At 65.2% G+C, this 13,689-nt stretch carries 12 protein-coding genes; 4 read left to right on the top strand and 8 right to left on the bottom strand.

Annotated elements, in window-relative coordinates:
* Positions 1 to 109 precede the first annotated feature (109 nt).
* The 4 genes from QW845_RS15495 to QW845_RS15480 form a co-directional block, all read right to left on the bottom strand.
* Entirely contained in the window at positions 110 to 385 is a 276-nt protein-coding gene (locus QW845_RS15495; RefSeq protein ID WP_315802424.1) for a hypothetical protein, read from the bottom strand.
* Between the two features lie 724 nt (positions 386 to 1,109).
* Positions 1,110 to 1,556 carry a RidA family protein gene (locus QW845_RS15490; protein WP_315802423.1) on the bottom strand — a complete coding sequence of 149 codons (447 nt, stop codon included), beginning with the start codon at positions 1,554 to 1,556 and terminating at the stop codon, positions 1,110 to 1,112.
* 12 nt (positions 1,557 to 1,568) lie between these two features.
* Positions 1,569 to 3,263: a benzoate-CoA ligase family protein gene (locus QW845_RS15485; RefSeq protein WP_315802422.1), complete on the bottom strand. Its 1,695-nt coding sequence runs from the start codon at positions 3,261 to 3,263 to the stop codon at positions 1,569 to 1,571.
* Between the two features lie 175 nt (positions 3,264 to 3,438).
* Positions 3,439 to 3,933: a MarR family transcriptional regulator gene (locus tag QW845_RS15480; RefSeq protein WP_315751998.1), complete on the bottom strand. Its 495-nt coding sequence runs from the start codon at positions 3,931 to 3,933 to the stop codon at positions 3,439 to 3,441.
* A 305-nt stretch (positions 3,934 to 4,238) separates the two neighbouring features.
* Between QW845_RS15480 and QW845_RS15475 the strand changes: the two genes are divergently transcribed.
* Positions 4,239 to 5,423 carry an ABC transporter substrate-binding protein gene (locus QW845_RS15475; protein ID WP_315802421.1) on the top strand — a complete coding sequence of 395 codons (1,185 nt, stop codon included), beginning with the start codon at positions 4,239 to 4,241 and terminating at the stop codon, positions 5,421 to 5,423.
* Between the two features lie 20 nt (positions 5,424 to 5,443).
* Positions 5,444 to 5,902, top strand: a complete 459-nt coding sequence (locus QW845_RS15470; RefSeq protein ID WP_315802420.1) for a cupin domain-containing protein — start codon at positions 5,444 to 5,446, stop codon at positions 5,900 to 5,902.
* A gap of 118 nt (positions 5,903 to 6,020) precedes the next feature.
* Here QW845_RS15470 and QW845_RS15465 read toward each other — a convergent pair whose 3' ends face one another.
* The 4 genes from QW845_RS15465 to QW845_RS15450 form a co-directional block, all read right to left on the bottom strand.
* Positions 6,021 to 7,268, bottom strand: a complete 1,248-nt coding sequence (locus QW845_RS15465) for a flavin-dependent oxidoreductase (protein WP_315802419.1) — start codon at positions 7,266 to 7,268, stop codon at positions 6,021 to 6,023.
* Positions 7,269 to 7,322: 54 nt separating this feature from the next.
* Entirely contained in the window at positions 7,323 to 9,671 is a 2,349-nt protein-coding gene (locus QW845_RS15460) for a bifunctional salicylyl-CoA 5-hydroxylase/oxidoreductase (RefSeq protein WP_315802418.1), read from the bottom strand.
* 87 nt (positions 9,672 to 9,758) lie between these two features.
* The gene (locus QW845_RS15455) at positions 9,759 to 10,595 is read right to left on the bottom strand and encodes an enoyl-CoA hydratase family protein (protein WP_315802417.1); all 837 of its coding nucleotides are present in this window, start codon (positions 10,593 to 10,595) and stop codon (positions 9,759 to 9,761) included.
* A gap of 48 nt (positions 10,596 to 10,643) precedes the next feature.
* Positions 10,644 to 11,405 carry an SDR family oxidoreductase gene (locus tag QW845_RS15450; protein WP_315802545.1) on the bottom strand — a complete coding sequence of 254 codons (762 nt, stop codon included), beginning with the start codon at positions 11,403 to 11,405 and terminating at the stop codon, positions 10,644 to 10,646.
* A gap of 170 nt (positions 11,406 to 11,575) precedes the next feature.
* Here QW845_RS15450 and QW845_RS15445 point away from each other — a divergent pair, with 170 nt between their 5' ends.
* The gene (locus QW845_RS15445; protein ID WP_315802416.1) at positions 11,576 to 12,406 is read left to right on the top strand and encodes an alpha/beta hydrolase; all 831 of its coding nucleotides are present in this window, start codon (positions 11,576 to 11,578) and stop codon (positions 12,404 to 12,406) included.
* Positions 12,403 to 13,689: an acyl-CoA dehydrogenase family protein gene (locus QW845_RS15440; protein ID WP_315802415.1), complete on the top strand. Its 1,287-nt coding sequence runs from the start codon at positions 12,403 to 12,405 to the stop codon at positions 13,687 to 13,689. Before QW845_RS15445 ends, QW845_RS15440 begins: the two co-directional genes overlap by 4 nt.

Genomic DNA, 13,689 nt, shown 5'->3' with positions numbered 1-13,689 from the left:
CACCGACAGTCCATCCGCGCAAGACGGCGGGCATGGCGCGAACATGTAACACGGACAAACAATCGCATTGCGGGCGCGCCTTTGCCCACCCTACGCACCGTCGGCGGAGCTACCTTGCCCCCGCCGCCCGCTTCAACAATGCCGCACGCTGCTGGTCCGTAAAACTCACCCCCGACTTCTTCTCCACCACGCGCACCGCCCACGACCGCATCGGATCGTCATCCACCCGCGCCGGCTCGCGCAGAATGGCGACGCCGATCTCCAGCATCTTGGCATCGGCCTGATGCTCGATGCCGCCGCCACCGGCGCTCGCCAATGCCAGCGCGCCGGCCGCAGCGCCGATGCCGGCGGCCAGCGCCGTCGTCACGAAGAGTTTCCAATCCAAGTCCGCCCCCCTGCTCTCATCCGCCCCTGGGCGGCCACGCTCGAACAGGTTGGTGGCCGCGACATGGCGATCTCGCGTCCATCGTTCGACAGAGGGCGCATCAGACGACCACAATTGTTCGACGAACGAAGCGCGATGCCTGCGAACTGTGATGTGCTGTGTGACTGCCCGTCGCGTTACCATGTCGCAGCGCTCGAGCCTTGTGTCGTCGGGCAAATCACGACGATGCTTGCGCCCAACCTGCTCCGGCGAAGAGGGGCGTACGCGTCGTCACGATACGTGGGGCAGGCTGCGGTGGACGCCGTTGCATCATGCGCTTGTTGCGCGGACGAGTGATGTCGTGGCGTACGGTGAAGTCGTGATGTCCTGATACCCCGACGCTGGTATCACCTGCGCAACGCGCTACGCGCGTTGTCGCGAACGCGACGAGGCTTCGCCTCGCGCGGAGGTGGCCAACAAGCCCGGCGCACCAGGGAGACCACGTATAAGCCGTCAAACATCGCGCAGGGAAGGCCGGCATGTTCGGCCCACCTCTGGTTCCTGCCCCGTGCATTTTTGATCGCACGGGGGCCGCGGGTGTGGTGGACACCCGGCCTTCCCTGCGCCCTCGATTTTCGCCGGGGGTGATCGACCAGCAAAGCTCGGGCCGACCAGCCGCGAGAGCGCGATGTCATATTCCAGATTCGACCGATCAAAGACGGGCCCCTGCCGGCAGCACCCGCCCTCAGCGCGGCACCACCGCAGTCGCCTCGATCTCCACCCGCGCGGCCTTCTCGACCAGCCTGACGACCTGCACCAGGGCCATCGCGGGATAATGACTGCCAAAGATCTCGCGATAGATCTTCCCAAGCTCCTTCAGATGGCCGAGATACTCATCCATGTCGACGACATACCAGGTCAGGCGCACCAGGTGCTCCGGACGCGCATGGCCCTCGGCCAGGATTGCGGAGATGTTTTCCAGCGCCTGCCGCACCTGCGCGACGAAGCCGTCGGCGAGCGTCTCGCTCGCGTCCCAGCCGATCACGCCGCCGGTGACGACGATGCGCCCCTCGGCGCTGATGCCGTTGGCATAGCCCTTTGGCATCGGCCAGCCGCTCGGCTGCAGCACGCGCATGCCCTCGGCCTCATCCTGCTTCACCACGGCCAGCGTGGGCGCCTTGGTCGTGCTCACGACTGTGCCTCCTTATCGATTGTCAGCGCCGGACGGCGGCGCGGCCACGCCTTGCGCCAGCTGCCGCAGGGCAAAGCGCTTCAGCTTGCCGGTCTCGGTCTTGGGCAACTGTGTCACGAACTCGATCGCACGCGGATATTTGTACGGTGCGATCTCGCGTTTGACATGCTCCTGCAGTTCGGCCACCAGCGCCGGCGTGCCTTCGGCTCCCGGCGCCAGCACGACATAGGCCTTCACGACCATGCCGCGCGCGTCGTCGGGAGCACCGACAACGCCGCACTCGGCAACCGCCGGATGCGTCAGCAGCGCCGCTTCCACGTCAGTGCCGGCGATGTTGTAACCCGAGGATACGATCATGTCGTCGGAGCGCGACTGGTACCAGAAGTAGCCGTCCTCATCCATCACATAGGTGTCGCCGGTGACGTTCCAACCGTTCTGAACATATTTGCGCTGACGCTCGTCGGCGAGATAGCGGCAGCCGGTGGGACCGCGCACTGCGAGCCGCCCCATCGTGCCCGGCGGCACGTCGCGGCCCTCGTCGTCGACGATCTTGGCCTCGTAGCCCGGCACCGGCTTGCCGGTGGCGCCGGGGCGGATCTCGTCCTCGATGGCGCTGATGAAGATGTGCAGCATCTCGGTCGAACCGATGCCGTCCATCAGCTTCAGCCCGGTCGCCTTCAGCCAGGCGTCGAAGGTCGGCTTCGGCAGGGTCTCACCGGCGGAAACGCATTTGCGCAGCGAGGAGATGTCGCGCCCCTCGAGCTTGCTCAGCATCGCCCGATAGGCGGTCGGCGCCGTGAAGCAGATCGTGGCCTTGGTGCGCTCGATGGCCGCGAGCAGATCGTCCGGCGAGGTCTTTTCCAGCACGACATAGGATGCCCCGATATGCATCGGAAACAGCACGCCGCCGAAGCCGAAGGTGAAGGCGAGCGGTGCGGTGCCGATGAAGCGGTCGCTCTGGCTGGCGCGCAGCACGTTGCGGGCGTAGCCGTCGCACACTGCGAGCATGTCGCGGTGAAAATGCATGGTGCCCTTGGGATCGCCGGTCGTACCGGAAGTGAAGGCGATCAAGCAGAGATCGTCGGAGGCGGTGTCGACTGCGGTGAACTCCGGGCTGGCATCGGCGATCAGCGCTTCCAGCGCGCTGGGCTGGCCGTTGCCCCAATAGACCACCTGCTTCAGCGCCGGCGCGATCGGGCGGGTCTTTTCCATCTCGTCGGCGAGCTTGCCGTCGCACAAGGCCAGCGCGATCTGCGCCTTCTGGATCGGATAGGACAGCTCTTTGGCACGCAGCAGCGGCATGGTGGCGACCACGATGCCGCCGGCCTTGATGACGGCCAGATAGGTGGCAACCATCATCGGATTGTTGGCGGAGCGGAGCAGCACGCGGCCGCCGGGCACGAGGCCGAGCTTGCCGACCAGGACGTTGGCGATCCTGTTCACCAGGGCCTGCAGCTCACGATAGGTGTAGCCGATGTCAGCGCTGATGATGCACGGCGCATCGCCCCGCCCCTCATTCACCCAGCGATCGACGAAATGCGTCACGCAGTTCAGCCGCGGCGGATATTGGAATTCGGGCCGGCTGAAGACGAAGTCAGGCCACAGCTCGCGTGGCGGCAGATTGTCCTGGGCGAAGGTGTCGACGTGAGCGCTGTGCGCATGCGCACTGGCGCTCTCCGGCTGCTGAACCTTGGCGGCAGTGGCCATCACACGCTCCTGTCTGAAGGGAAGAACGCCCGGCACGTTTCAGTCCTAAACATTTTAGACTTAAAACATCTGGACGCAAGAGCCGAAGATAGCCGAAGATTGTGCACTGCCCGCAAATTGTTTGAGCGTTTGCCGCGCGTGGCAGCGTGGCGTGCGACGTCCTGTCAGGCCCGCTTCAATCCTGCCGGCGCTGCACGGCCTTCTGCGCCGACCCCTTGGTCTTGGCGAGCAGCCGCATCAACTCGCGCACGTCCTTCTCCGTGAGATCGCCGAAGATATCCGCGATCCAGGTCTCGTGCTCGGCCGCCATCTTGCGGAATTCGGCGCGGCCGAGCTTGGTCAGCCGGATCACCTGGACGCGGCGGTCGGTATCGGAGGTGCGGCGATCCAGATGGCCGGATTCGACGAGGCGCTCGACCAGTCCGGTGACGTTGCCGTTCGAGACCATCATGCGCTTGGAGACGTCGGACAGGGTCATGCCATCAGGCGCCTTGTCGAGCTGCGCCATCAGGTCGAAACGCGGCAGGGTCACGTCGAAACGCTCGCGCAGCCGGCTGCGGATCTCGCCTTCGATCAGCGTCGTGCAGGTGAGCAGGCGCAGCCACAGCCGCAGCTCCTCGGCATGGTCCTCGGGCAGCTCGACGGCCTTGGTCTCGGAATCAAGCGTCATGACGGAATCACTTGGGCACGTTCAGCCTCGTCGGGCGAGGCTCGTGAGTTTGACCTTCAGGACCTCCCGGGAGCAAGGAAAAATGTACCGTCATTTTGCGCAGGACGATGAGGCGGCAATTCCTTTAACCTTCAAGCAATTGGCGCGGCGCTTGCATGCGTGCCGAAACTGCCCTTTCCGCAAGCAGCTCGCTTGCAGCTGAGGGCGTCATCAGACTAGGCTTGTGACCAAGCTGCGGTCTGGCCCATCGTTTGGTCAGGTGCAAAAAACATAAACCTGAAATTCCGCATCCCGGGGGAGTTGTCATGAAAATGAGTTCGAAGCTGGCCGGTCTCGGCGTCGGTCTTGGCATTGCTGCGAGCCTGCTCGCCCAGCCGACGCTGGCCGCCGACAAGATCAAGATCGGCGTCATCGTCACCCTCTCCGGCCCCGCCGCCGCGCTCGGCGGCCAGGTCCGAGACGGCTTCAACCTTGCCATCAAGGACCTCGGCGGCAAGATGGGCGGCAAGGACGTCGAGGTGGTCGTCGCCGACGACGAGCTCAAGCCGGACGCCGCGATCACCAAGGTCAAGGGCCTGCTCGAGCGTGACAAGGTCGACTTCGTCGTCGGTCCGATCTTCTCCAACATGCTGCAGGCGATCCACCGGCCGGTCACCGAGAACAAGACCTTCCTGATCAGCCCGAATGCCGGTCCGTCCAGCTACGCCGGCAAGGAGTGCAGCCCCTACTTCTACGTGACCTCGTACCAGAACGACCAGGTGCATGCCGTTCTCGGCAAGGTCGCGCAGGACCGCGGCTACAAGAAGATGTATCTGCTGGTTCCGAACTACCAGGCCGGGCGCGATTCCGTCGCCGGCTTCAAGCTCGACTACAAGGGCGAGATCGTCGAGGAGTCCTACGTCCCCCTCAACACGCTCGATTTCCAGCCTGAACTGTCCAAGATCTCCTCGCAGAAGCCGGACGCCGTGTTCACTTTCATGCCGGGTGGCATGGGCGTGAACCTCGTCAAGCAGTTCAAGCAGGCCGGCCTTGCCGACACCATTCCGGTGCTCTCGGCCTTCACGGTCGACGAATCCACGCTGCCTGCGCAGCAGGACGCCGCGGTCGGAATGTTCGGCGGCGCCAACTGGGCGCCCAATTTCGACAATCCGCAAAGCAAGAAGTTCGTCGCCGGCTACGAGGCCGCCTACAACAGCGTGCCCGGCACCTACGCCATGCAGGCCTATGACGCCGCGCTTTTGATCGACAGCGCCGTGAAGGCGGTCAATGGCGACCTCAGCAACAAGGATGCGGTGGCCGCGGCGCTGAAGAAGGCCGATTTCGCCTCGCTGCGCGGCAACTTCAAGTTCAACACCAATGGCTACCCGATCCAGGACTTCTATCTGACCAAGGTCGCCAAGCGGCCCGACGGCAAGTTCCAGACCGAAATCGTGCAGAAGGTGTTCGAGAACTACGCCGACCGCTACGCCAAGGACTGCGCGACCAAGTAACGACAGAGAGGGAGACCAACATGAGCCATCCGGAAATCGCCGGCATCACCCGGGCCAATGAGGGCATCCAGGGCATCTCCTGGAACATCCTCGGCCAGGTCTACGTGCCGAAGAGCCGCACCGAGCACAGCTTCTCCTGGCATGCGACGTTCCCGGTCGGCACCTTCGTGCCGCCGCACATCCATCCCGACCAGGACGAGTATCTCTACATCCTCGAGGGCCGGCTCGACTTCTTCCTCGACGGCGCCGAGGAATACGCCACCGCCGGCGACACGGTGCGGCTGCCAATGGGCAAGCCGCACGGCATCTTCAACAAGTCGCAGCAGACGGCGAAGACCTTGTTCTGGGTGTCGCCGACGCGGCGGCTCTACGAGCTGTTCTGGGCGATCCACAACATGCGCGAGCAGAACCCCGACGACGTCGTGAAGCTCGCCGCCGAGCACAACATCCACTTCCTGCCCCCGCCTCCGGGGGCGTGAGCCGGGCTGGTGCTTGGGTTCGAACTATACCGCAGAATGCAGGCGGCTCCCTCTCCCCGTTCTTACGGGGAGAGGGCTGGGGTGAGGGGCAGCCCGGAAAACGGTGCTCGACGCTGACTTACGACGCCTGTCGCGTCACCATCCGCGCGGCAAATCCAGCCCGGCTGGCATAGCCGCGCACGATGCCTTCGCGGGCTTCGTAGTTGAGGATGGTGTTGATGTCGCTGAACCCCTGCGGCGCGAGCTGCTCGACGGCATCGATGACGCCCTCGGGGCCGCCGCGACGGTTGGACGCGACGATCTCGGCCGTCATCGGCAGCCGCTTCTGCTCATAGGTCATCAGCGCCTGGCGCGGATGCTCGGAGCGGGCCAAGGCATCGGCGAGCGCTCGGGCATCGAGAATGGCCTGCGAGGCGCCGTTGGAGCCGACCGGGTACATCGGATGCGCGGCGTCGCCCAGCAGCGTGACGCGGCCACTCGACCAGTAAGGCAAGGGATCGCGGTCGCAGCAGGGATATTCCCAGAACTCCGGCGTCGCCCGCACCATCGCGGCGAAGTCGACCTGGGGAATGGAGAAGCCGTTGACATGCGGCATCAGCTCGTCGGCCTTGCCGAGCCGCGACCAGTCCTCGCGCCGCGGCGGCGCGGTGTTGGCATCGCCGATGCGCACCAGCACCGCCCAGTTGGTGAGCCGGGTCGCGGGGCTGGAGCCCTCGGCGATCGGGTAGATCACCGCCTTGGCGTTGAGGCCGCCGGCGATGATCATCGAACGCCCGGTCAGGAACACCGGCCAGTCGGTGGCGCCGCGCCACAGCATCAGGCCGTTCCAGCACGGCGCGCCCTCGTTCGGGAACAGCGTCTGCCGGACCTTGGAATGGATGCCGTCGGCGCCGATCAGCACGTCGCCGCGGGCGGTGTGGACATGGGCGCCGGTGCGGTCGAAGAAATACGCGGTGACCCCGCCCTCATCCTGGGTGAAGGCGCCGAGCCGGCAGCCGGTGTGGACCTTCTCAGGCCCGAGCCGCTGCATCACCGCCTGATGGATCACGCTCTGCAGACGGCCGCGGTGAATCGAGAATTGCGGCACGTCATGGCCGGCATCGAGCCCGCGGGTCTCGTGCCAGACCTCCTGGCCGCGCCGGGTCAGGTAGAACAGCTCATAGGTCCGGATGGCGACCTCGTCGAGCCGGTCGAGCAGCCCGAGCTGGGCGAGCTCGCGGATCGCGTGCGGCAGGGTGTTGATGCCGACACCGAGCTCGCGGATTGCATCCGCCTGCTCGAACAGCTCACAGTCGATGCCGCGCGCCCGCAGCATCAGAGCCGTGGTCAATCCGCCGATACCGCCGCCTACGATGATCGCCTTCATCGTCCCCTACTCCACTCGTACTTCGCATACCGGGCGGCAGCGTTGCACAGCGGCTCACTCCGCCGCAAGCGGCTTCGCAGCCTCGGCCTTCAGCTCGGCCCGCGTTTTCGGCTTAGCCTTAATCTTCAGCTCCTCGAAATCCTGCCGGTCGCGGACGCTGTTGCGGAAGATCTGCTCCTTGCCCGGCAGATATTGCGGCGGACAGAACATGTCGGCGCCGTACCAGGCCGCGGCCTTCATCGTGAAGGCGGGGTCGACCAGATGCGGACGGCCGAGCGCGACGAGATCGGCGCGGCCGGCGGCGAGGATGGTATTGACCTGGTCGGCCGAAGTGATGTTACCGACGCACATGGTGGCGACATCAGCCTCATTGCGGACCTGGTCCGAGAACGGCGTCTGGAACATGCGGCCGTAGATCGGCTTGGCCTCGCGCACGGTCTGCCCGGTCGAGACGTCGACGAGATCGACGCCCGCCTCGCCGAAGGCGCGGGCGATCAGCACCGCGTCGTCACCAGTGATGCCGCCCTCGGCCCAGTCGGTGGCGGAGATGCGCACCGACATCGGCTTGTGCGCCGGCCACGCCGCGCGCATCGCCGCGAACACTTCCAGCGGGAAGCGCAGCCGGTTCTCCAGCGAGCCGCCGTACTCATCGGTGCGCCTGTTGGTCAGCGGCGAGATGAAGCTCGCGAGCAGATAGCCGTGGGCGCAGTGCAGTTCGAGCATGTCGAATCCGCAGCGGTTGCCGCGCTCGGCCGCAGCGACGAAGTCGGTCTTGATCGCATCCATCGACTGGCGGTCGAGCTCGCGCGGCACCTGGCTGTCCGGGAAATACGGCAATGGCGACGCCGACACCACGTCCCAGCCGCCCTGCTCCAACGGCCGGTCGATGCCGTCCCACATCAGCTTGGTCGCGCCTTTGCGGCCGGCGTGGCCGAGCTGCAGCGCGAACTTCGCCCGCGAGTTCGCATGGACGAAATCGACGATGCGCGTCCACGCCGCCTCCTGGGCGTCGTTCCACAGACCGGCACAGCCGGGCGTGATGCGGGCACCGCGGCTGACGCAGGTCATCTCGGTGAACAGCAGACCCGCGCCGCCGATCGCGCGCGAGCCGTAATGCACCAAGTGGAAATCGCCAGGGACACCTTCCTCCGCCGAGTACATGCACATCGGCGACAGCACCGCGCGGTTCACGATTATCATCTCGCGCAGCTTGAGCGGCTGGAACATCGGCGCCAAGGGCTTCTCGACATCGACATCAAAACCCTTGGCGCGGACCTGGCGCGCGAAGGCCTTGTCAACCTCGGCCACGAAGTCCGGCGCGCGCAGAGTGAGATTGTCGTAGGTGATCGCTTTCGAGCGCGTCATCACGCCGAACGCGAACTGAACCGGATCGAAATCCCAGAAGCGGTCGACATGCTCGAACCAGACCAGCGACACGTCGGCGGCGTGCTGGGTCTTCTCGACCTCCTCGCGCCGGCCATGCTCGTAAAGATCGAGCGCCGCTGGAATGTTGGGCGCGCGCTGCATGGCGTCGGCCAGCGCGATCGCGTCCTCCATCGCAAGCTTGGTGCCCGAACCGATCGAGAAATGCGCGGTCGACTTGGCGTCACCGAGCAGCACCATGTTGTCCCTGACCCAGCGCTTGTTGCGGATCATCGGGAAATTGCGCCACATCGAGCGGTTGATCAGCAGCGGATGGTCGCCGAGGAACCAGCCGAAGATCTCCTTCATGCGATCGGCGGACTGCCGCTCGTCCAGCCCGGTCAGGCCGGCGCGCTCGAAGGTCTCGGGATCCGTCTCGAATATCCAGGTCGAGTGCCCCGCCTCATACTGATAGGCGTGCGCAATGAACGGGCCCCACTCCGTCTCCTGGAAGATGAAGGTGAAGGCATCGAGCGGCTTGGTCGAGCCCATCCACGCGAACTTGTTGGCGCGCAGGTCGACCTCGGGCTGGAAGTGATCGACATACTTCTGGCGGAAGCGGCTGTTGATGCCATCCGACAGGATCAGGAGATCGGCATCAGCGAATTGCGTCTCGTCCTCGAGATCGACCTCGAAGTGCAGAGCGACGCCCAGCTCGTGGGCACGCTCCTGCAGGATGCGCAGCAGCGTGCGGCGCGAGCAGCCGCAGAAGCCGTTGCCGCCGACGCGATGCACCGTGCCGCGGAAGTGCACGGCGATATCATCCCAGTAGGCGAACTCCTGGGTGATGCGCTGGTAGCTCGGCAGATCGTGCTTCTCGAAATTGTCGAGCGTGGCGTCCGAGAACACCACGCCGAAGCCGAACGTATCGTCGACACGGTTGCGCTCGTAGACCGCGATGTCGGCGCTGGGCCGCTGCTTCTTGAGCAATATCGCCGCATAGAGACCGGCAGGTCCGCCGCCGATGATCGCGATCTTCATGAGCGCCTCCGCTGGAGAGCCGAGCCAATGAAAATTATTTTAGACCTAAAATATCTCCTGGCAAGTCCCTTTGGTTCCCGCGGCCGCTCAATTGCCCTGGAAGACCGGTTTGGACTTGGCGGCGAACGCTTCGAAGGCGCGGTTGAAATCCTCTGTCGTCATGCACAAGGCCTGGGCAACTGCCTCCGCCTCGATCGCCTCCTCGACCGACATCGCCCATTCCATCGCCAGCATGCGCTTGGTCATCGTGTTGGCAAAGGTCGGGCCGTTCGCGATCTCTGTTGCCAGTGTCACGGCCTGCCCCAGCACGTCGGCGGGCGCGACGGTGCGGCTGAAGAAGCCCCAGCGCTCGCCCTCGTCCGCGCTCATGAAGCGGCCAGTGTAGAGCAGTTCGGACGCACGCGACTGGCCGATGATGCGCGGCAGGATCGCGCAGGCGCCCATGTCGCAGCCGGCAAGACCGACCTTGTTGAACAGGAACGCGACCTTGGCGCCGGTCGCTGCGAGACGAATGTCGGAGGCCATCGCGACGATGGCGCCGGCACCGGCGCAGATGCCCTCGACCGCGGCGACGATCGGCTGCGGACAGGCGCGCATCGCCTTGACCAGGTCGCCGGTCATGCGGGTGAAGGCGGTGAGACCCTTGGTGTCCATCTTCACCAGCGGGCCGATGATCTCGAACACATCGCCGCCGGACGAGAAGTTGCCGCCGGCGCCGGTCACGACCACCGCCTTGACCTCATCGTCGAAGGCACAGGCCCGGAAGAAATCGGTCAGCTCGCGATAGCTCTCGAACGTCAGCGGATTCTTGCGCTCGGGCCGGTTCAACGTCACGGTCGCGACGCGATCCTTGACCGTAAGCAGGAAATGGCTGGGCTTGTAGTCCGCCAGCGGCACGGTGACGGGGTTGGCCGGTCTCGACATGTAAGTTCCCTCTGTTCAACTGTTTTCGTTAGGCCAGGGCGCTGCGGCTCACACTTCGCCGCCGGCAACCGCGATCGCCTGCCCCGTGATCGCACCGGCACCGCTGCCGCACAGCCACAGCACAGTGTCGGCAACCTCCTGCGGCATGATGAGACGCCCCTGCGGATTGTGCTTGGCAAGCTCGGCGATCGCTTGCTCCCGGCTGCGGCCGGTCTTTTTCATGATGTTGTCGACGCTTTCCGCGACAAGATCGGTATCGGTAAAGCCGGGACACACGGCATTGACCGTGACGCGCGTCGCGGCCAGCTCCAGCGCCAGCGATCGCGTGAGGCCGACGACCGCATGCTTGGCCGCGGTGTACGCGCTGACATAGGGATAGCCCTTGAGGCCCGCGGTAGACGCCACTGCGACAATCCTGCCATAGGGCCTGCCCTTCATTGCCGGCAGCACCGCCTGCACGGCGTGTACGACGCCCATGAAGTTGATGTCCATCATGCGGTGGAACAACGCGGTGTCGGATTTCAGGAACGGCGCCGATTCTGCGCTTCCCGCATTGGCGACCAGAATGTCGATCGGCTGATGCGCGGCGGCGCTTGCGGCTGCGGCATTGAGCGCCGCCGGATCGGCAACATCGGCGATTGCGGCATGATCTGCGCATCCGGCCGCGATGGCCTCATCGAGCGTTGCGCGGTTGCGACCGACGATCGTCACGGTTGCGCCCGCAAGCTTCAAGGCGCGCGCGATTTCGCGGCCAATGCCGCGCCCGCCCCCGGTCACCATCGCATGCGCGGCTTGCGGAAGTCCGGACATGCGTGCGCCTCCTCTGATTTCGTTGGCTCGTCTCGACAGAGAAGTTATTTTAAACTTCAAATTTTTGCAACAACACGCCGGAAGCGGCTTGACACCTCGTTTACCGCGACTAGCGTTCAAGGGCCTGGAGCGAGCAACGTAGCGGCCTCGGGCATATCTCGGAGGTCTGCGTGCCTGCGTCGCAAATCGTTACCACGAAGGACGGCCGCTTCGGCTACGAGGCATCGGGGACGCCCGAGCAACAGAGCGTTGTGTTCCTGCACGGCATCGGTGGCGCCGCGCGCGCCTGGCGTGGTCAGCTCGATTATTTCGGCGAGCGCTGCCATGCGGTGGCCTGGGACATGCCGGGCTATGGCCGATCCGCCCGGCTCGACATGGTCAGCATCACCACGCTCGCTGCTGCGCTCCAAGACTTCCTGATTCAGATCGGCGCCAAGCAGCCGATCCTCGTTGGTCATTCCATCGGCGGAATGATCGTACAGGAATGGTTGACGATGCATCCACAGGCCGCGTCGGCCGTGGTGTTGGCTCAGACCAGCCCGGCCTTCGGCAAGGCCGACGGCGACTGGCAGAAATCGTTCATCGAGGCCCGCCTCGGCCCGCTGGATCGCGGAGCGACGATGGCGTCACTGGCGTCGGGCCTGGTCGAGGAGTTGGTCGGCGACGATCCCGATCCGCACGGCCTTGAAATTGCGACCTCCTGCATGGCCGGCGTGCCCGAGGCAAGCTATCGCTCGAGCATGCTGGCCCTGCTCGGTTTCGACCGGCGACAAGCCTTGAGGGACATCAAGGTGCCGACGCTGGTGCTCTCGGGATCGAAGGATCGCAACGCACCGGCGCCGATGATGGAGAAGATGGCGAGCTTCATTCCCGCGTCGAACTATGTCGAGATCCAAGGCGCCGGCCATCTCGTCAATCTCGAACGGCCCGGCGAATTCAACACTGCGCTCGACGCCTTTCTGAGGGCGCACGCGACAACGACGGCAGCGGAGGCACAATGACCATTCAGGTCCAGAAGACGGCGACGGCATCCCGTGAGGCGCTCGACGCCCCGATGTTCGATCCGGCCGCGTACCGGCTGACCGCTGAGCAGGCCGACATCATCACTCGCGCTCGGCAACTCGGACAGAGCGTGCTGGCGGGCCGCGCCGCGACCTGGGATCGCGAGGCGAGCTTTCCGACTGAGAACTACAAGGACCTGCATCGCGCCGGCCTGCTCGGCATCTCCGTTCCCAAGGCTCTCGGCGGCCTCGGCGCCGGCTACCAGACCTATGCACTCACCGCCGCCGAGATCGGCCGCTATTGCGGCGCGACCGCGCTGACCTGGAACATGCACGTTTGCTCGACCTTATGGTCCGGACCGCTCGCCGACGACCTCGACATGGAGGACGACGTCCGCGCCGAGCATGAGCGGCGGCGCGCGATCCACTACAAGCGCATCGTCGAGGACGGCGCGATCTACTCGCAACCGTTCTCGGAAGGCGGCGCAGCCGCGGCGGGCGGCGTCGCCTTCGGCACCGAGGCCAAGCCGGTCAATGGCGGCTGGCTGATCAACGGCAAGAAGATCTTCGCCTCGCTTGCCGGACACGCGGATTATTATGGTGTGCTATGCACCGAGGTCAGCGAGGGCGAGAAGGCGTCCCGCCGCAACACGCTCTATCTCGCGGTGCCGGCGAAAACGGAGGGCGTCTCCGTCGTCGGCGACTGGGATCCGCTGGGCATGCGCGGCACGGTGTCACGCACGCTGCTGTTCAAGGATGTCTTCGTCGCGGAAGGCGCCGCCTTGATGCCGCGCGGCGTCTACTTCCAGGCGGCCATGCGCTGGCCGCACATGTTCATGACGCTGTCGCCGACCTATATGGGCCTGGCGCAGGCGGCCTATGACTTCACCGTCAAATATCTGCGCGGCGAGGTGCCGGGCATGCCGCCGGTCAAGCGGCGGATGTATCCGACCAAGCAGATCGCGGTGGCGCAGATGCAGATCAAGCTGGAGCAGATCAAGGGCATCTGGTTCCAGGCGGTCACCGAGGCGCGCGCCAATCCGACCAAGGAGCAGGTGCTGCGCGCCTATGCGGCGCAATACTCGGTGATGGAGGGGGCCAATGACCTGGCGGCGCTCGCCATCCGCACCTGCGGCGGACAGTCGATGCTCAAGACGCTGCCGCTGGAGCGCATCTATCGCGACAGCCGTTGCGGCTCCCTGATGCTGCCCTGGACCGCCGAATTGTGCCTCGACCGCATCGGCCGCGAGGCACTGTACGAGCCCGGCGAGACGGACGACTGA

It is taken from the genome of Bradyrhizobium sp. SZCCHNS3002, from assembly GCF_032377435.1.
GTDB lineage: Bacteria > Pseudomonadota > Alphaproteobacteria > Rhizobiales > Xanthobacteraceae > Bradyrhizobium.
Note: the sequence above shows the minus strand (reverse complement) of the source record. Positions and strands in the feature narration are given on the sequence as shown.